The organism is Flavobacterium hibisci, from assembly GCF_020026925.1.
Lineage (GTDB): Bacteria > Bacteroidota > Bacteroidia > Flavobacteriales > Flavobacteriaceae > Flavobacterium > Flavobacterium hibisci.
Genome location: NZ_JAIQDW010000005.1, coordinates 212,446 through 232,224, shown reverse-complemented (window position 1 = coordinate 232,224; position 19,779 = coordinate 212,446). Strand labels below are relative to the sequence as shown.

The following is a 19,779-nucleotide window of genomic DNA, read 5'->3' as shown; positions in this document are numbered from 1 at the left end:
TTAAAGATGAAAAAAGGAATATTCATAATCGCTCTTTTGTTTTCGGTAAATATGTTTTCACAGGCTATTTACGAAGACGAAAGATACGTGCCAGAAACAGATCCGTTGGTATTGAAAAACTTAGACGAATGGCAGGGTAAAAAATTTGGTTTGCTTATGCACTGGGGAACTTACAGCCAATGGGGAATTGTGGAATCCTGGTCTATCTGCCCGGAAGATTATGGATGGTGCGAACGTAAAAAAGGGAGCAATCCTGCTAATTACAATCAGTACATTGCCGATTATGAAGGTTTAAGAAAGACTTTTAATCCGGTAAAATTTGACCCGGCAAAATGGGCAAAAGCGGCTAAATATGCTGGAATAAAATACATGGTTTTTACAACAAAACACCATGACGGATTTAATATGTACGACACAAAATATTCTGATTATAAAATTACGAGTAAAGATGTTCCTTTCCATACCAACCCAAAAGCAGACGTTTTAAAAGAAATTTTCAACTCTTTTAGAGGAGAAGGTATCTCAACCGGAGCTTATTTCTCTAAACCAGACTGGCATAACGAAAACTACTGGGATCCATACTTTCCTCCATTCGACAGAAACGTAAATTACGATCCGTCTTTATACCCAGAAAAATGGCAGAAATATGTTGATTTCACGCACAACCAAATCTTAGAAATTTTAACGAATTACGGAAAAGTTGACATCTTATGGTTAGATGGAGGATGGGTTAAAAAGAGAGATCAGCAAAACTTAAAAGAAAACTACGACGAGAAGTTTACAGAAAACGAAGCTAAAAACGGTTTTATCAAACACAGAGTTGTAGATCAGGATCCAAAAATGGACGAGTTAGTGATTAAAGCACGTCAGAAACAACCAGGATTAATCGTTGTGGACAGAGCCGTTCACGGTAAAAACCAAAACTACTTAACTCCGGAAGGACGTGTTCCTGCTAAAACTTTGCCTTACCCATGGGAATCTTGTATTCCAGCTGGCGGTGGATGGTCTTATTCTCCAGGTGCTGAATACATAACTGGAAGACAAGGTATTCACATGTTAGTTGATATTGTGGCTAAAGGTGGAAACTTATTATTAAACGTTGCGCCAAGTCCGGAAGGAGAATGGGATAAAGAGGCGTACGATTTATTACAAGCTTACGGAGACTGGATGAAAGTAAACAGTACAGCAATTTACAATACCAAACCAATTAAGCCTTACAAGGAAGAAAACATCTGTTTTACACAAAACAAAGCGGGGAATGTATTCGCATTTTATTTAGCGAAAGAAGGAGAAAATAAAATTCCTGTAGAAGTTACAGTAAAATCTATCAGCCCAAAAAAAGGAACAAAAATTACGATGTTAGGTTCTAAAACTTCTTTAAAATGGACAAAAGAAGGAAACGGATTTAAAGTAGTTATTCCGGAAAGCTTAAGAAATAATTTACCATGTAAAGAAGCCTGGAGTTTAAAAATTGAAGCTATTTAACAGATAAAAGTATGTTTTCAATATCAAAAAAAACAATATCTAAAACAGCATGTATTTTGTATATGCTGTTTTTTAGCATCCTTATTTTTGCGCAGGAGCCTGCCGATTATGTCAATCCGTTTATTGGAACTTCCAACTACGGAGCCACTTTTCCTGGACCAGTTGCACCAAGAGGAATGGCGAGTGTAAGTCCGTTTAATGTTGCCGGGAAACAAAATAAATTAGAAAAAGACAGTCAGTGGCTTTCGAATCCGTATGTAAACGAAAATACTTTTTTAACCGGATTCAGTCAGGTCAATATAAGCGGTGTTGGCTGTCCTGAATTAGGCATTTTAATATTGATGCCAACAACGGGAGCAGTAGAAACCAATCATTTAAAATACGGTTCAACTTATAAAAATGAAGTGGCAAAAGCAGCGTATTACAGTGTTGATATTGACAAATACAATATAAAAGCAGAGTTTACAGCATCTAAAAGAGTGGGCGTAAGCAAATTTACTTTCCCGAAAGGGCAATCAAACATTTTACTGAATCTTGGCTTAGGTTTAACCAATGAAGAAGGGGCAATGGTAAAAGTGGTTTCCCCAACAGAAATTGAGGGAATGCGTTCTGTTGGATCATTTTGTTACAACAGCCCGGAAGATGCTTACCCGGTTTATTTTGTAGCTAAATTTTCCAAACCAGCACAGAAATTCGGAGTTTGGAAAAAGCCTTCAAAATATGATGGCACAGAAGCGCAGTGGATGACCTACAACGGCAAAACCAGAATGATGGATAACAGCATCAAAACGGTTGTTGGTGATAGTATTGGAACTTATTTTACGTATAAATTTGATAAGCAGGAAACCGTTGAGGTTAAAATTGGAATTTCGTATGTAAGTATTGCAAATGCAAGAGAAAATTTAGAAAAAGAAACCCGAAACAAATCGTTTGAAGCGGTTTATAAAAATACTTACAACGAATGGAATGAAGAACTTTCAAAAATTTTGGTTGAAGGAGGATCAAATGACGACAATACGATTTTTTATACGGCATTGTACCACACTTTAATTCACCCAAATACTTTAAACGATGTCAATGGAGAATATCCGGTGATAAAAAGAAGCAAGATTGCAAAAACAGAAGGTACTCGTTATACCACTTTTTCATTGTGGGATACCTATCGAAATATGCATCCGTTAACATCTTTGGTTTATCCTAAGCAACAATCGGATATGATAAAAAGTATGTTGGAAATGTATGATGAAAACGGCTGGCTGCCAAAATGGGAATTAAATTCAACTGAAACTTTTACCATGGTAGGAGATCCCGCAAGTATCGTGATAGTTGATGCCAGTTTAAAAGGAATTCAGGATTTTGATTTTCACAAAGCCTACTATGCCATACTAAAAGGTGCTGATCAAATTGAAAATAATCCACTGCGTCCGGGACTTAAAGAATATGTCGAAAAAGGATATGTATCAACAAATTATCGCGGTCCCGTTTCTACAACGCTGGAATACAATACTTCAGATTATGCGATTTCACTTTTAGCGAAAGCTTTAGGCGAAAAAGAAGATTATAAGCGTTTTACAAAACGTTCATTATCGTACAGGAAATTATATGACAAGGATTTAAAATTACTTCGGCCAAGAACAGCTAACGGAAAATGGTATGAACCTTTTGATCCTGAATCAGGAGCTAATTTTCAGGAAAATGTTGGTTTCATTGAAGGAAATGCATGGCAATACGCTTTTATGGTACCGCATGATATTAGAGGATTAATCAAACTTATGGGCGGTGATAAGCCTTTTTCAGATCAGCTGCAAAAGGTTTTTGACAGCAAACAATTTGATATGGCAAACGAGCCGGATATTGCGTATCCTTATTTATTCAATTATATAAAAGGAGAAGAATGGAAAAGTCAGGAAATGGTGAAAAAATTAGTGAGAGAATATTTTAAAAATGAACCAAAAGGGTTACCCGGAAATGATGATACAGGAACAATGTCGGCCTGGCTGGTATATTCGATGATGGGAATTTACCCAATTTCTCCCGGAGATCCAATTTATACGATTACAGCGCCAATGTTTCATAGAGTAACAATCAAATTAGATCCGAGGTATTATAAAAAAGAAAGCATTGTAATTGAAAGACAAATCAATAATGATGGGAAAATCAATTCGATAGAGCTAAACGGAAAAACACTGAACAGCTTTTTTATTTCGCACGATGATTTTGTGAATGGTACAAAACTTAAAGTGATTCAAAACTAAACACACACAGCACTATGTTACAATTAAGAATGAAAAAAACAGCCATTATTTTTGTAATGGCTGTAGGTTTTTTTTACCCAAGCCACGCCCAGAAAAAGTATCTGTATCAGGATGCCAAAGCGCCTGTTGAAGACAGAGTAAAAGACTTGTTAAGCCGTATGACACTTGAAGAAAAAGTACGCCAGATGGATATGTACAGAGGAGATTTCTTTAAAGAAAAAGAAGATTTTGCTAAAGGTAAATCGGCTGAAAAAATTGGGAAATTAGGAATTGGAGCGATTCATGATTTGTATCCGCGTTCAGCGAAAATGATTAATGATCTGCAAACGAATGTAATCAAAGGAAATCGCTGGGGAATTCCGGCGCTGATTATGTGTGAAATGCTTCACGGCTATTTAGACGAAGGAAGTACTGCATTCCCAATGAATATTGGACTTGGAGCAACCTGGGATACAGCTGTTATCGACAAAGTCGGAAAAGTTATTGGTATGGAAGCCAGAGCACACGGAGTTCATTTTGGCTTTGGACCAAACTTAGATTTAGGACGCGAACCAAGATGGGGACGTGTTGCTGAAACTTTCGGAGAAGACGCTTACTTAAACAGTGAAATCGGTTTGGCATTCATCAAAGGATTGCAGGGAGACGATTTAAAATCAGATCGTTCTATTATTGCAGAACCTAAACACTTTGCAGTTCACGGTATTCCGCAGGCGGGAGGAAATTCTTCGCCCATTTTAGTGGGAGAACGTTCTGCCCGTGAAGATCATTTGCCTTCATTCGAAAAAGCCTTCAGAAAAGGCGGTGCTTTAGGAACCATGTGTGCGTATTCTGAGTTAGACGGAATTCCTTGTGCTGCAAATCATTGGTTATTAACAGATGTGTTACGAAAAGAATGGGGTTTTAAAGGACTTGTGGTTTCAGACTTAGGCGCTATTAAATACATTCAAACGACTCATAAAGTTGCTGATTCTCCAAAAGAAAGTATTAGAGAAGCGGTTTCTGCAGGAGTTGATATGCAGTTTTATGATTTTTCAAACGAATTCTGGCAGAATACTATTATTGAATTGGTTAATGAGAAAAAATTAACTCAAGAAAATATTGATCGTGCAGCGGGAGACGTTTTGCGTTTGAAATTCTTATTGGGCTTATTTGAAAATCCATATACCGATAAAAACTTAATTAAAGAACGTTTTCATACCAAAGAAAATCAGGCGGTTGCTTTAGAAGCAGCTCAAAAATCAATGGTTTTATTGAAAAATGAAAATAACATTTTACCATTAAGCAAAAACCTTAAAAATATTGCCGTTATCGGACCAAATGCAAATGCTTCAAGAATGGGAGGTTATGCTCCTAAAAATAGTGTTGGAGTGACCGTTTTTGAAGGCGTTGAGCAATTAGTGGGAAAAACAGCGAATGTGGTTTATGAAGAAGGTGTGCCGCTGATTGTAAAAGGTCAGGCTATTCCATCAAAATATTTATTTACTTCAGACGGATCTCAAAACGGATTAAAAGGAGAATATTTCAATAACAGAAATTTAGAAGGAACTCCAGCTTTAACGCGTATCGACAGCCAATTAGAATTTGACTGGCCTTGGGCGCCTGGAGATGGTGTCAATGTGGATGATTTCTCTATTCGCTGGACAGGTTACATTCAATCAGACAAATCATTTGACGGCTGGTTAGGTTTAAGTTCTGATGATGGAATTAGAATGTGGGTTGATGATCAATTGGTTATCGACAACTGGACAAAAGGAGCGACAAGTATTGTTACAACTCCTAAAAATATTGAAGCAGGCAAAAAATACAAAGTCCGCATAGAAATGTGGGAAGGAGGCTGGGGAGCCAGAGCGCACTTGCGTTGGAACTTAGAAAAAGTAAACATGCAGCCGGCAATCGATGCCGCTAAAAAAGCCGATGTTGCGATTGTGGTTTTAGGAGAATCAAACGAATTGGTGGAAGAAAACCGAGATGTTGCTGATTTGAATTTACACGGAATGCAGCAAGAATTAATTGAAGCCATTCAGAAAACAGGAACTCCAGTAGTTTGTGTGTTGTTAAACGGTCGTCCGCTTTCTACAAATTGGATTGCTGAAAACATTCCGGCAGTTATCGAAGGCTGGTTTCCGGGAGAATTAGGAGGAAGAGCTGTAGCTGATGTTTTATTTGGAGATTACAACCCAGGAGGAAGATTACCAATTACAGTTCCGAAATCAGTTGGGCAGTTACCTATATATTACAATCAAAAACCATCTGCAATTCACAGATATGTAGCAGAGAGCGAGCATCCGTTATACACATTTGGCTACGGATTGAGTTATACGAAGTTTGAATATTCAAACCTTAAAATCAGCTCTTCGTCGATAAAAGCAGATGGCGAGTTGAAAGTTTCTGTTGATGTTAAAAACACAGGAGATCGCGACGGTGATGAAGTGGTACAATTGTATATAAACGATGTCTATAGCTCTGTAACGACACCTGAAAAAACATTAAAAGGATTCAAAAGACTTAACATCAAAAAAGGGGAAACTAAAACAGTTGAATTTACCCTTACACCAGATGAATTATCTCTTTGTAACAGAGAAATGAAACGGGTTGTAGAACCTGGAAATTTTGAAGTGATGGTGGGAGGAAATGCTATAGAATTACAGAAGCTGAATTTTACTGTTATAGAGTAATGCTTTAATGCAAGTCAAAATAAAATATTTAATGTTTTGGTTGTTTTGCTTAGAATAATTTTGTGAATTTGATAAATCACAAAGATTAATTAAATACTGAATAGTAAAACGTAAGGATTTTAATAGTGAAATAGAACTTTTTTGGCAAAAAAATGCCCAACACCTTTTCAAAGATGTCATTTGTCGAAATAATGATTTAGTTAACAAATCAGATTCATAAATTTAACATGTTATTAACTCAAAAGACAATTAAACTATGAATCAAAAAGTATTAAAATTACTGTTTTTGTTTTTCCTGTTCGGGGTTCAAAATCTTCAGGCTCAAACAGCTACAGTAACAGGAACAGTCACTGATTCTCAAGGGATGCCAATTCCAGGGGCAAATGTGAATGTTAAAGGAACTAAAACAAATACATCGTCAGATTTTGATGGGAAATATACTATCACTGTTCCTAATCAATCAGCGATTTTGATATTTTCTTACGTAGGTTCTGCTACAAAAGAAGTTTCTGTAGCTGGGCTGACTACTGTTAATGTAGTTTTAGGCGCAGGCAGTGAACAATTAGGAGAAGTTGTTGTAACAGCACTTGGCCAGTCTAAAGAGAAAAAGGCTTTAGGATATGCTACTAGTGTGATTAAGTCTGATGCACTCGTTAAGACAGGTTCGGCTACTGTGGCTAATGCTCTGTATGGTAAAGCACCAGGTGTTCGTATCACTTCTACTCCGGGAGGAGCCGGAAATATCAATATTCAGATTCGTGGTATCAACTCTATCACAGGGAAAAACCAACCGCTTATTGTTTTGGATGGTGTTCCAATTCGCGATGGAGAGGCTAAAAATAATGATTATTGGGCAGATCAGCGAATTAGAAGCAATGGTTTAGCAGATATAAATCCTGAAGATATTGAGAGTATCTCTATTCTAAAAGGCGCTTCGGCAGCTGCATTGTATGGTTCTGAAGCTGTAAACGGGGTGGTATTGATTACATCGAAATCCGGTAAAGGCAAAAAAGGGCTTGGCGTAGATTTCAGTACCAGTTACGCACAAAACCAAATTGCATACTTGCCAAGATTTCAATATGAAAGAGGTCCGGGCTGGACAAATGCAAATTATTCTTCCGGATACCTTGCACCTGATGGTTTCGCTCATTATGATACAAATAATGATGGAATCAATGATACAAGAGGTGTTTCAGCCAGTACTAATAACTTTGGGCCTTGGTTTGATGGTCAGCCAATTATGTCATGGGATGGAGTTGTCCGCCCTTATTCAGCTCAAAAAGACGGCTATAAAAATATGTTTCAAAATTCATGGGATGGCGTAACAAACATTGCACTTTCTAATAATACAGATAATAGTAGTATTCGTTTTTCTTACACCCACAATGAATCGAAAGGTCTCAGTATGGGGAACATGAATAAAAAGAATACGCTTAACCTGAATGCATCATTCAAAACTGGTGAAAATTTGAAAACGGATGTAATTGTGAGTTATATGAATCAAAATATTCATAACCGTGCTATTGGTATGGATCGATTGATCAATAACTTTACTGGTATGATAAGCCCGTTTGATAATGGTGATTGGTATAAAGCTAAATACAGAACCAGTTTAGGATACAAATATGTAACGGGTTCAAATCAAAGTTTGACTCCAGAGGAAAATATCATACGTAATGGCTTCAAGGCAGATGTTGCTGATTATTTTTGGAATACAGATGCCAATCAACAAGACGAAATTACAAATCGTTTGATTGCCAGTGTTACTGAAACCTATACGATTAATCAGGATTTGAAATTACGTGGTCGTGTTTCTACAGATTTAACTTCAGTAAATGTTGAGACTAAAAACCCGGTTGAAAAGCCTTTGGTTTACGGATTTGGTACAGGTTCTTATCAAAAGGATGCCAAAGACTATAATATTCTTTATGGAGATGTGATGCTGACATACAACAAAAAAATTAATGAAGCTTTTGAAATCGGTGCTTCGGCAGGTTATACAGCAACAAGGGAAACTGGCTCTACTTTAGCACGATTTACAGATGGTGGTTTGAGTGTGGAAGGCTGGTATGATATGAATGCTTCAGTGAATATAGCAAAGAGTACGGATACAAAATATAAAGTTGTAAAAGACGCTGTATTTGGAACTATAAACGGTAGTTACAAAAACTATTTGTTTCTTGAAGGAACATTAAGAAGAGATCGTACTTCAACCATGAATCCTAATAATAATGCATTTACATATCCTTCTGTAAATTCATCTTTTGTATTGTCTGAAGCGGTTAAATTACCAGAAGTAATCAGTTATGCAAAACTACGTGCTTCATGGGGTATCGTAGGTAATTACCCGGAGTTATATAAAGCAAATGTAGCTTATAATCAAAGTACACTAGGTAATCAGGGTACACAAATTCCGGTACTGATTACCAATTCTATGGATAAATATGGTAATGAACTAATAAAACCTGAGATGAAAAATGAATATGAGTTTGGTTTTGAAACCAAATTCTTTGACAGAAGATTGGGACTGGATGTTTCTTACTATAATGCACAAGTTAAGGATCAAATTCTAGATTTGACATTGGCACAAACAACAGGCGCATCATCAGTTTTAGCGAATGTTGGAGAATTGAGTAATCAGGGAGTTGAAATTTCTTTGACCGGTACTCCAATAAAAACGGCATCTTTTTCATGGGATGTTACTTTAAACTGGGCGAAAAATGTAAACAAGGTGGTGAAACTGGCTAACGGCGCATCTGAATTATTGCATGCAGACTATGATGGTTCAGCAGCTCAATTAAAATCAGTAGTAGGTGATCCTATGGGAGGTATTTATGCACATCCTGTAAAGACAGATGCTAATGGTAATAAAATGGTTGATTCTGATGGGTTTTATATGATTGATGGGGATAAATGGGAAAAATATGGTACTGCTATGCCACAGGGAGTAGGAGGTCTGTTGAACTCATTTACTTATAAAAATTTCACTTTAGATGTTAATATTGATTATTCTTATGGAGGTTCTTTGATGCCTACAGGTATTAACTGGATGACTTCTAGAGGGTTAACTGAGGAGAGTTTGAACTATAGTACTAATGAGCGTGGTGGTCTGACTTATTTTGTTGATGCTAATGGTAAGGGGGTTCAGGTTCCTAATAGTGCTACTAGTGGACCAAGCGGTCAAACCTTATATCGTGATGGTATGTTGATGACTGGTGTGACAGCAGATGGTGCACCAAATACAAATGTAATCTCTCAGGCTGGTTATTATAATATGACTTATAACTGGGGAGGTCCTCAATACAGTAGCTCTCGTTATGAGTTGTATATTCAGGAAAACAACTATATAAAAATGAGAGAGATATCCTTGTCTTATAGTCTGCCAACTGCATGGGCCAGTAAAATGGGTGCTTCTAAAGTTAATTTTTCTGCTTATGGTCGTAATTTATTCTTCATCTACAGATCAATTAAGGACATGGACCCTGAAGCAACTACTGCAGGTTCTAAATGGTCTCAAAATATAAACAATGCAGGAACAAATCCGGCAACGAGAAGCATTGGAGTTATGTTGAGAGCTTCTTTTTAATTTGATATTTCATAATTTAAAAAATATAACATGAAAAAATTATTATATATATCGCTAACAACTGCAGCTGTCTTTTTTAGCTCTTGTTCAAAAGATGATTTTGCAGATGCGTATTCAAATCCGTCTACGGTTGAAACAACTAATGTATCGAAACAGTTTGCCGGATTTATGAAAATTAATTATGAGGATGTGATTCCTTCTTATTGGAATTATTATACGGTTCTAAAATCTACTTCTCTTACGTACACTCAGGCACATGGATTTATAAATTCATCCGGGCGCTATGTTTCAGGAGCTGCATCAGTTAATAGATGGGATCGTTTTTATAAATTCCTTGTGCAATATAGAGAACTGGAAAAAGTAATGGCTGCTTTGCCAGCTGCTAAACAGACTGAAAACAGAATCTATACAATTACTTCAACGATTTATTTATACGATCATACTCAAAAAATGATTGATAATTTTGGAGATATTCCTTTCTCTAAATCCGGTTTTATTAGTGTTGTTGGAACTAATTATGCGGCTGCATTGGCTAAGTATGATAATCAAACCGAACTATATACTATGATGTTGGATCAATTGAAAGCCTTTTCTGCTGAATTGAATTCTATCACTTTGTCTTCTGATGTGGAACTAGATTTCAAAAATCAGGATCTAATCAATAAAGGAAACCTGGTAAGCTGGAAAAACTATTGCAATTCTTTACGTTTAAGAATGTTGAACAGAGTTTCGGCAGTTCCTGCTTTTGCAACAAGAGCAAATACTGAAATGGCTGAAATCATTGCAAACGGACAAATTGTTGATGAAAATTCTGAAAATATTGCTTTTAGGGTTTATACTCAGGATGGTGATTTAGATACTTCAGGTTTTATTAATGCTTTAGAAGATGATTTAAATAATCTTGCCCCAAAACCAATGATTGATCACATGAATGCCAATAATGATCCTCGTAAACCCTGGTTGTTTGAAAAGGGATCACGTGTAGTAAACAACGTGACGATAGTGGCTCCTACTTATGAAGGACTAGATCCAACATTGGTATCCGGTGCTCAGACACAACTAATAACTGATGGTAAGATTGCTGTTTACAATCGTTCCGTTCTAAGCAGAAATAAATGGTTACCAGGTACATTAATAAATGCGCCAGAAATAAACCTGATTCTTGCAGAATACTATTCAAGAAATGGAAACGCTGCAACAGCAAAAACTCATTTCGAAAAAGCCATCAGACAATCTGTAGAGTATTATGTAAGATTAGGAGATAAAGCGGATGTCCTGACATGGAAACCAACTGTAGAGCCAACATCGGCAGAAATTGAGGATTACATCACTACTATAAATTTTGCCGGGGCTGCAACACCAGCAGCTCAATTGGAACTAATTGCTTTTCAAAAGTACATTCATTACAACATCATGCAGGCTGATGAATCCTGGGCTGAACAAAGAAGATTAAAACTTCCGGCATTACCATTCCGTGAAGATGAAACAAGCAGTATCAGAAAAACACCTCCAACACGTTGGACATATCCAACTTCGGAGAGTGTTTACAATCCGGATAATTATAATGCTGTTAAAGCAAATGATAATCTAAGTACCAAAATATTCTGGGATGTAAAGTAAAATTTCAATAATAATGTGCAATTAAAGCACCTGTAACAATTATTAAACAGAGGTGAGAATGTTGTTCTTGCCTCTGTTTTTAAGGTTTTATCCAGTTTAAATTTGGCGAAAATCAGATAATACATTATTTCTACATACATGATAAAATTTTTTAGTGCCATATCGTTGTTTTTTTCTTTAGTACTCTTTTCACAAACAAAATCAGAGGTATATAAAATTACGTATGATAAATTCGAAAATGGAAAAAAAACAGACGGGAATACCGAAATCTATCTACACAATCAAATCGTTTTTTTATCAAAACCTACTGATAAAATACAGCAATACATTGATTTAAAAAACAATTATAATGTTAGCACCATTAAGAATGGAAATACCGTTTTCAAAAAAATAACTCCACATGACAGCTTGCCTGTTCCTAAAAAAGAAAACGATACCCGTGTGATACTGGGATATAATTGTAAGCATGTATCTTTTTCTTATTTTTCAAATAGAATTGATGTCTGGTTTACTGAAAAGACTACTGCAAAAGGAACTCCTAATAGTAATTATTTGCCTGATAAAAATGCACTTGTACTGCAAATGGTTTACAATGGCAATCAGACTTTGACAGCCAATGCTATTACTAAAGTTAAAAATTATGAGCCACTTCTTAGTTATGATGATAAGACAGTAGTGGTAGATAAGTCGGAGTTTGAAGAAATCCTAATTAACTCCCGATATACTAAATTGTATGTTTTTGAAAATGAAAACATAAATTATGACCCTAAGTCAGTAATTCCAAATGAGAAAGATTTTATTACAGACAAGGTTTTTCATTTTTCTAAAGGAAGTGTGGTTTTGAAAAAGATAAAAATTACTCCAGAACTTAGAAACAGCAGTTCGATTTTTGCAAAATTGACCTGTAAGTCTAATGGGGATGCGTATGACAGGACTGGTTCAGTATTCATTATTCCAAAAAGTAATGGAAACACAATTACATTATTAGATGCCTATTTAAATGGATTAGACAGATTACCAATTTATACAGACAATCAAAAAAACAAATATCAGGGTATTAAAAAAGAAGATGGCTATTTGCCGGCAATTGAAATAATGAGGTTTTTTACACCATTTGGAGTTAATTATTTTAATGACAAACGAAAAATAAATAATTATAACTGGGCAAAAGAGGTCGTTTATAAAGAAGACGTTACATCTCTTATTCCCACAGATGAAGATGAAATCTGGATTGGCGTTTTTATTGGCAATTATGATGCCGGAGGGCATACCATAAGTCTTGAGTTAGATGTTTATCCATCGATGAACAATAAAGAAGGCAAACCCGCTAAAAAGAAGTATGTAGCTCCTTTATTTTCAACAGTAAATACGATGGAAATGTCGGGTCAAAATTATGGAGGTCTTTTTGCGAATGATACTTTAAAAGTAAATTTCGAAATTAAGGATCAGGTAGAAAACTTACAACTTTTGTATACCACAACAGGCCATGGTGGCTGGGAAAATGGAGATGAGTTTGTACCAAGAATGAATAAAATATTGGTTGATGGTCAGGAAGTTTTTAAAGTTATCCCCTGGCGAACGGATTGTGCAACATATCGATTATCTAATCCTGCTTCAGGAAACTTTCCTGATGGATTATCTTCCAGTGATTTAAGCCGTTCAAATTGGTGTCCGGGAACATTAACACCTCCTTATGTTATTCCGCTGAGGCTTCCTAAGGGCAATCATGTAATAGAAGTTGTTATTGAACAAGGTCCAAATGAAGGCCCCAGCACAAACCATTGGAATGTTTCTGGTGTTTTGGTGGGTGAATTGAAAAATTAATTGCGAAATGAAAATGCCTTTAAAATTTAATTGTGTAGTACTGTTATTCCTTCTCACAGCTTTTTCCTGCAGGTCATTACAAACTATTCCGGAAGCCGTTACTATCACTCAAAATTACATTACCGAAAATCCTGTTACAACAATGAGCCACGCTTCAACATTGGTTGAAATAGAACCTAATATCCTTCTTGCTGCCTGGTTTGGCGGAAAATATGAAGGTGCAAAAGATGTAAGTATTTATATTTCTTCTTATAAAGAAAAAAAATGGTCAGCGCCTAAAAAAATTATTGAGCCATTAATTAAAGATGGCGATACCCTGCCTTGCTGGAATCCGGTTTTATTTAAAAGTAAGGCTCAAAATTTATATTTGTTTTATAAAATCGGCAAGAACCCAAGAGAATGGTTTGGAGCCATGATAGTTTCTAAAGATAACGGAAACACCTGGAGCGAGGCAAAATATCTTTCAAAAAGAATATTAGGGCCAATTCGAAACAAACCTCTGGAAACTACTCCCGGGGTTATTTTATGCGGAAGCAGTACCGAAAATATCAATGATAATAAATGGAGAGTATTCATAGAAACTTATACGGAGGCAACGGATAGCTGGACAATAACGGATATTAATGACAAGAAAAATTTCGATATCATCCAGCCCACTTTTTTAGTTCATTCGGCTAAAAAGATTCAGATTTTATCACGAAGCAGGCACAATAAATTAATATCAAGCTGGTCAGAAGATAATGGCAAAACCTGGCAGAAAACAGATAGTATAAATGTTGTTAATTCGAATTCGGGAATAGATGCACTAACTTTATCCAATACATCATTTTTATTAGTCAATAATCCATTAAAGATGGGAAAAGACTGGTTTAACGGAAGAAATGTCCTGGATGTAGAGTATTCAAAAGATGGAATTCACTGGAGCAAATTATTTGATTTAGAAAATCAAAAAGAAGGCGAATTTAGTTATCCTGCCATTATACAGACTACAGATAAAAAAATACATATTTTATATACTTACAATCGTAAATCTATTAAACACACCACTTTTGATTTGAAAAAAAAGAATGAAAAAAATGTCTTGTTTTTAACTAATGAATAAAATCTTTTAACTCAAATCGACTTTTAACGAAGTTAGTAATGTTTTGATAATCAAAATAGAATTATGGAATTTTTGCAAAATATAAGTTTTAGAATTGTTTTCAGTTTGTTACTTTTCCACATCACTGTAAATGCCCAAAAAAACAATCTGGCAGATACATTCTACAAACATGATAAATACCTTTCTTCAGATAAGTTAGAAGGTCGTTTTCCGGGAACCAAAGGCAATAATGAAGCGGCTGCTTACATCAAAAAATATTTTAAAAAATACGGTTTAAAAACGTTTGATAGCAACTATTATCAGCCTTTCAGCCTTTTTGTGAAAGAAGGAATAAACAAGATGAAATCAGATAGTGTTTCGACTCAAAATGTTGTCGGATATCTTGAAGGTTCCGATGAAAAACTGAAGAACGAATATATAGTAATAGGTGCTCATTATGATCATTGGGGATGGGGAGGACAAAATTCAGGCAGTAAAAAGAAAGAAGCTTTCGCCATTCATAACGGAGCAGATGACAATGCTTCAGGAGTTTCGGCTTTACTCTGTATTCTTGAGGAATTATCAAAAGCTAAAGTCAAGCCCAAAAGGAGTATCATTTTTATATCTTTTAGCGGAGAAGAGGAAGGACTGTTAGGTTCTAAATATTTCGTATCTCATTTGCCCGTTCAAAAAGAGGCTGTAAAAGTAATGTTGAATATGGATATGGTGGGAAGGCTAAATGAAGAAAAGCAAATTTACATGGGAGGTGCCGGAACTTTTCCAGATGGAGTAGAATTGATGAAGAAATTAGGAGAAACCAGTAACCTTAATCCAGTTGTCCATGCTGGTGAAGTAGGAGGCTCTGATCATGTCTCGTTTTATAAAGCTGGTATATCTGCTGTGGGATTTCATACCGGAGGACACCCGCAATATCATACACCCGAAGATGATATTGATTTCATAAATAGTCAGGGAGGCGCTTTGGTAGCTCAATATATTTATAATGCGCTAATGGCAATTGCAAATGATCCGCAACAACTGTATTTTATTAAGCAGGATTAGAATAGTAAGCTTATTACTCTATGAAAAACGTACTATTTTATCTAAATGAAAAGTCCCACCGAAGCAGGACTAAAGATTTTCATCTACGGCATATAGCCTTATTGTGATAAGATTAAAGATTAGAAATTTTAATCAGTCACAAATATATAGAAAAAGTAAATTGGTTTGAATAAGGAAAACCATATTTGCTTTAATTTATTTTGTGCTATATTTCGTTCGGTTTAAATTTTAAGAGATATGGCAAAAATTTTAGGATTAGATTTAGGAACAAACTCGATTGGGTGGGCATTGATTGACGATAAGCTAAATAAAATTTTAGGAATAGGAAGCAGAATATTTCCCATGGGAGTTGAAAATCTGGGGGATGGGGATAACGAAATGTCAAAAAATGCAAGTAGAACTGGTGCAAGAGGAGTTCGGCGTCAATTTTTTAGAAGACGTTTAAGAAAGAAAATTTTACTACAAAAGCTTTCTGAAAATAATATGTGTCCAATGAATTCTGATGATTTTGAGGATTGGAAAAAAACAAAATTATTCCCAACAGATAAACTCTCAAAGTGGTTTGCATTAAATCCATATGAGCTTAGACAAAAAGCTTTAAACGAAAAACTATCATTAGAAGAAATTGGCAGAATTTTTTACCATTTAATTCAAAGACGTGGATTTTTAAGTAACAGTAGAAAAGGAGGTAATGACGATGGAGCTATTTTTAAAGGAAATGCAAAGGAAGGAAAAATAGGAATTGATGATACATTAGAAAGTATTGAAGGTAAAACATTAGGTTCTTATTTATATGAAATATATCCAAAAGCGAATCAACCTTTTCAGGATGGTTTGGAAAGAATCAGAAACAGGTACACCACACGTAAAATGTATGTTGATGAATTTGAATTGATTTGGGACAAACAAGCAGAATTTCATTCGGTTTTAAATTATGATTTAAAAACAATTTTTGGAGGAAGAAAGCAGGATAATTACAAAGAAGATGGTATTTTGTTTCATCAAAGACCTTTGCGTTCACAAAAGCATTTAGTTGGTAACTGTTCCTTTGAACCTACAAAAACGAAATGCCCGGTAAGTGCTGTTCCTGTTGAAATGTTCAGAATTTATCAATGGGTAAACACTGTTGAATATAATGGAAAGAAAATATCTCAGGAAGAAAAAGATAAACTGATTGAGCAATTACTTTTGTCAGATAAAATTGAGTTCAAAAAACTGCGAAAAGCTATTGGTAAAGAAAGTGCAGAATTCAAATTCAATTATAAGGATGATGATAAAATAGTTGGAACGCACACTATTTCTAATCTGTCAAATAAAAAATTCTTTGGTAAAAAATGGTTTGAATTTTCAGATAAAGAACAAGAAGATATTTGGCACGTTTTATATTTTTTTGACAGTAAATCAAATCTTAAAGAATATGCTGTTAAAAACTGGAATTTCACAGAAGAACAAGCTATAGCAATATCAAAGTTTAATGTAAAAGATGGTTATGCGAGTTTAAGTAGAAAAGCTATTGGTAATATTTTGCCATTCATGCAAAAAGGATATACCTATGATGTTGCAGTTGTTATGGGGGGAATAAAAAATACTTTTGGCGAGAAATGGCAAAATGACACATCAGAAAATAATCAGAAACAATTAGATTTAATTGATAACATTGAAGGAATTGTCAGGTCTAAAATTTCAGGCGGTTTTATAGATACCATTAAGGATTTACTTCGTAAAGAATTTCAATTTAACGACAAACAATTAAAAAAACTTTATCATCATTCTGCAACAATTGATGTAGCATCATTGCTTGAAAAATTGCCCGTTGGAAAGGATGCCGACAAGGAAATTCAAGCCATTAGAAATCCTATTGTAATTACTGCATTGTTTGAATTGCGTAAGTTGGTTAATGAATTGATTGATGAACACGGACAATTTGACGAAATAAAAGTTGAAATGGCTCGTGATTTAAAAATTTCAAAATCACAACGAAATAAAATTCGCAGAGATCAAAAACGATTAGAAAGAGAAAATGACAGGGTTAAAACTGAAGTTGAAAAATATGCAAGAGTAACACATGATTCTATTTTGTTATATAAATTATGGGAAGAATGTAAAAAAACGTGTCCTTATTCGGGTAAGGCAATTTCTGTTACTCAATTATTTTCAGGCGAAATTCAGATAGAGCATATTCATCCATGGAGTCGTTCTCTAAATGATAGCTTTTCAAACAAAACATTATGTTTTGCAAAAGAAAATATTTTAAAAGGGAATAGAACACCGTTTGAGTATTATGGAGGTGATGAAGCAAACTGGTCAGCTATAAAAGAACGTGCCTTAAAACTATTTTCTGATACAAAGGAATACCCAAATGCCTATCAAAAATTCAAGAGATTTGTTCAGCAAAAATTTGATGATGATTTTTCATCCCGACAATTAAATGATACGCGATTTATAAGTAAAGAAGCTAAAAATTATTTGAGTAAAGTCTGCAAAAAAGTAGCGGTTTCACCAGGACAAATGACTGCAAATTTGCGTCAAAAATGGGGCTTAAATTCTGTTTTGAATGATGAAAATGCCAAAACCCGTGAAGACCATCGTCATCACGCAATAGATGCTTTGGTAATGGCTTGTGGTAAGGCAAGTTATTTGCAGGAATTATCAAAATGGAATCGTTATAATAGAAATTATGATTTAAAAGACTTCCCTATGCCATGGGAAACATTTCGTTATGATGTAGAAAAAGCCGTTGAAAAAATATTGATTTCACACAAAAGACTAAATAACATTGTAACTATTAGAACACATAAAGTTGAAAAAAACGGAATAATTCATAAAAACATTGGAGTGGCAGCAAGAGGGCAACTACATAAAGAAACAGTTTTTGGAAAAAGAAACTTTAATGGAGAAGAAGCATTTCACGTTAGAAAGACAATTGATAGTTTAACAACGGAAAAACAACTAGAAAAAGTCGTAGATGAGACCATTAAAAAATTAATACATAAAAGAATTCAGGAATTAGGCGGATTTGTAAAAGGAGTTATTCCTGCGAATACGTTTTTTATAGTTGATGAAAACGGATTTAAACAACCCCAAATTTTCTTACCTAATAAAAATGGTAACCCAGTTCCAATTTTAAAAATTAGAATGAAGGAAAATATTGGTGGAGCTGAACAATTAAAAGATGACTTAAATCAATGGGTTAATCCAAGAAATAATCATCACGTGCTTATTTACAAGGATGAGAAAGGAAACTTAAAGGAAGAAGTGGTTACTTTTTGGACAGTTGTAGAAAGAAAAAGAAAAGGGTTTCCAATTTATCAATTACCATTAGATGGAAAACAAATAGTAACAACCTTACATATTAATGATATGTTTTTATTAGGATTAAATGAAGAGGAAATTAATTGGGAAAATCCAGATTATAAATTTTTAAAAGAAAATTTATATAGAGTTCAAAAACTATCTTCTAAATTCTATGAATTTAGATTAAGTTCAGAATCATCTATACAGAAAAATTTTCAACCTTTTTATGTTAGAATCCAAAGTTTTGGTGAAGGAAAAACAGGATGGGAAACATTTCAACCTATTAAAGTTAAAATTTCAGTTTCTGGGATAATTTCAAGAATGTAATTGAAATTTAAAAAAATTGGTGTAAATTTACACCACTAAAAATATTGTTATGCCAAGACAAAGTATCACTTTAGCCAAACAAAATGATGAATGGTTAAAAAATCAGGTTGCAGAACACGAATTTACGAGCAAAAGTGAAGCAATTAATTATCTCATTAAAAAAGCACGTTCGCAAGAGGAATATTATGATTTTGTGCGTAATAAGATTGAAAAAGCAGAAAAAAGCGGTCATAGTACTTTGACTAAAGAAGAGCTTTTAGCAAAGATAAAAAGCAAGTACAAGGATGTATAGTTACGTTCTGACAAAAGATGCTGAAGATGATTTAGAGCGGATACATGACTACGGTGTTGCTAAATTTGGAATGCTTCAGGCGGATAAATATTATGAAATGTTTTTTCAATCTTTTGACAAAATTGCATCTAATCCTTTTATGTTTCCAAATTCGGATTACTTAATGAAAGGGTATCGTTATTGTGTCTGTGGTGTTGATACTATTTTTTACAGAATTATCAGTGATGATATGGTTGAAATTGTAACAATTGTTGGAAGGCAAGAGTATTAAAAAGTTC

At 34.7% G+C, this 19,779-nt stretch carries 11 protein-coding genes; all 11 read left to right on the top strand.

Features of this window, described 5'->3' with window-relative positions; genetic code table 11:
* Positions 1–6 precede the first annotated feature (6 nt).
* The 11 genes from K8B81_RS07800 to K8B81_RS07750 all read left to right on the top strand — a co-directional run bounded on the left by K8B81_RS07800 (position 7) and on the right by K8B81_RS07750 (position 19,772).
* A complete protein-coding gene (locus K8B81_RS07800) occupies positions 7–1,485 on the top strand; it encodes an alpha-L-fucosidase (RefSeq protein WP_223680603.1) in 1,479 nt (492 codons plus the stop codon).
* Positions 1,486–1,496: 11 nt separating this feature from the next.
* Entirely contained in the window at positions 1,497–3,740 is a 2,244-nt protein-coding gene (locus tag K8B81_RS07795; protein ID WP_223680601.1) for a GH92 family glycosyl hydrolase, read from the top strand.
* 29 nt (positions 3,741–3,769) lie between these two features.
* On the top strand, positions 3,770–6,415 hold the full coding sequence (locus K8B81_RS07790; protein ID WP_223680599.1) for a glycoside hydrolase family 3 N-terminal domain-containing protein: 2,646 nt from the start codon (positions 3,770–3,772) through the stop codon (positions 6,413–6,415).
* Between the two features lie 256 nt (positions 6,416–6,671).
* Complete coding sequence (locus K8B81_RS07785; RefSeq protein ID WP_223680597.1) at positions 6,672–10,001, top strand: SusC/RagA family TonB-linked outer membrane protein; 3,330 nt, start codon at positions 6,672–6,674, stop codon at positions 9,999–10,001.
* A 30-nt stretch (positions 10,002–10,031) separates the two neighbouring features.
* Positions 10,032–11,621 (top strand): SusD/RagB family nutrient-binding outer membrane lipoprotein, encoded by a 1,590-nt coding sequence (locus K8B81_RS07780; RefSeq protein ID WP_223680595.1) that lies wholly within the window; start codon positions 10,032–10,034, stop codon positions 11,619–11,621.
* Between the two features lie 138 nt (positions 11,622–11,759).
* Positions 11,760–13,445, top strand: a complete 1,686-nt coding sequence (locus tag K8B81_RS07775; protein WP_223680592.1) for a PNGase F N-terminal domain-containing protein — start codon at positions 11,760–11,762, stop codon at positions 13,443–13,445.
* A 7-nt stretch (positions 13,446–13,452) separates the two neighbouring features.
* Entirely contained in the window at positions 13,453–14,547 is a 1,095-nt protein-coding gene (locus tag K8B81_RS07770) for a sialidase family protein (RefSeq protein ID WP_223680590.1), read from the top strand.
* A gap of 63 nt (positions 14,548–14,610) precedes the next feature.
* Positions 14,611–15,588, top strand: a complete 978-nt coding sequence (locus tag K8B81_RS07765) for a M20/M25/M40 family metallo-hydrolase (RefSeq protein WP_223680588.1) — start codon at positions 14,611–14,613, stop codon at positions 15,586–15,588.
* Positions 15,589–15,825: 237 nt separating this feature from the next.
* Entirely contained in the window at positions 15,826–19,209 is a 3,384-nt protein-coding gene (gene cas9, locus K8B81_RS07760; RefSeq protein ID WP_223680586.1) for a type II CRISPR RNA-guided endonuclease Cas9, read from the top strand.
* Between the two features lie 49 nt (positions 19,210–19,258).
* Positions 19,259–19,501: a ribbon-helix-helix domain-containing protein gene (locus K8B81_RS07755; protein ID WP_223680583.1), complete on the top strand. Its 243-nt coding sequence runs from the start codon at positions 19,259–19,261 to the stop codon at positions 19,499–19,501.
* A complete protein-coding gene (locus K8B81_RS07750; protein WP_223680581.1) occupies positions 19,494–19,772 on the top strand; it encodes a type II toxin-antitoxin system RelE/ParE family toxin in 279 nt (92 codons plus the stop codon). Before K8B81_RS07755 ends, K8B81_RS07750 begins: the two co-directional genes overlap by 8 nt.
* Positions 19,773–19,779: the final 7 nt, after the last annotated feature.

What these genes read in the sequence shown, in the direction of transcription:
- K8B81_RS07800 (WP_223680603.1), top strand. Translation starts at nt 7, where the DNA reads ATGAAAAAAGGAATATTCATAATCGCTCTTTTGTTTTCGGTAAATATG.
- K8B81_RS07795 (WP_223680601.1), top strand. Translation starts at nt 1,497, where the DNA reads ATGTTTTCAATATCAAAAAAAACAATATCTAAAACAGCATGTATTTTG.
- K8B81_RS07790 (WP_223680599.1), top strand. Translation starts at nt 3,770, where the DNA reads ATGAAAAAAACAGCCATTATTTTTGTAATGGCTGTAGGTTTTTTTTAC.
- K8B81_RS07785 (WP_223680597.1), top strand. Translation starts at nt 6,672, where the DNA reads ATGAATCAAAAAGTATTAAAATTACTGTTTTTGTTTTTCCTGTTCGGG.
- K8B81_RS07780 (WP_223680595.1), top strand. Translation starts at nt 10,032, where the DNA reads ATGAAAAAATTATTATATATATCGCTAACAACTGCAGCTGTCTTTTTT.
- K8B81_RS07775 (WP_223680592.1), top strand. Translation starts at nt 11,760, where the DNA reads ATGATAAAATTTTTTAGTGCCATATCGTTGTTTTTTTCTTTAGTACTC.
- K8B81_RS07770 (WP_223680590.1), top strand. Translation starts at nt 13,453, where the DNA reads ATGAAAATGCCTTTAAAATTTAATTGTGTAGTACTGTTATTCCTTCTC.
- K8B81_RS07765 (WP_223680588.1), top strand. Translation starts at nt 14,611, where the DNA reads ATGGAATTTTTGCAAAATATAAGTTTTAGAATTGTTTTCAGTTTGTTA.
- cas9 (WP_223680586.1), top strand. Translation starts at nt 15,826, where the DNA reads ATGGCAAAAATTTTAGGATTAGATTTAGGAACAAACTCGATTGGGTGG.
- K8B81_RS07755 (WP_223680583.1), top strand. Translation starts at nt 19,259, where the DNA reads ATGCCAAGACAAAGTATCACTTTAGCCAAACAAAATGATGAATGGTTA.
- K8B81_RS07750 (WP_223680581.1), top strand. Translation starts at nt 19,494, where the DNA reads ATGTATAGTTACGTTCTGACAAAAGATGCTGAAGATGATTTAGAGCGG.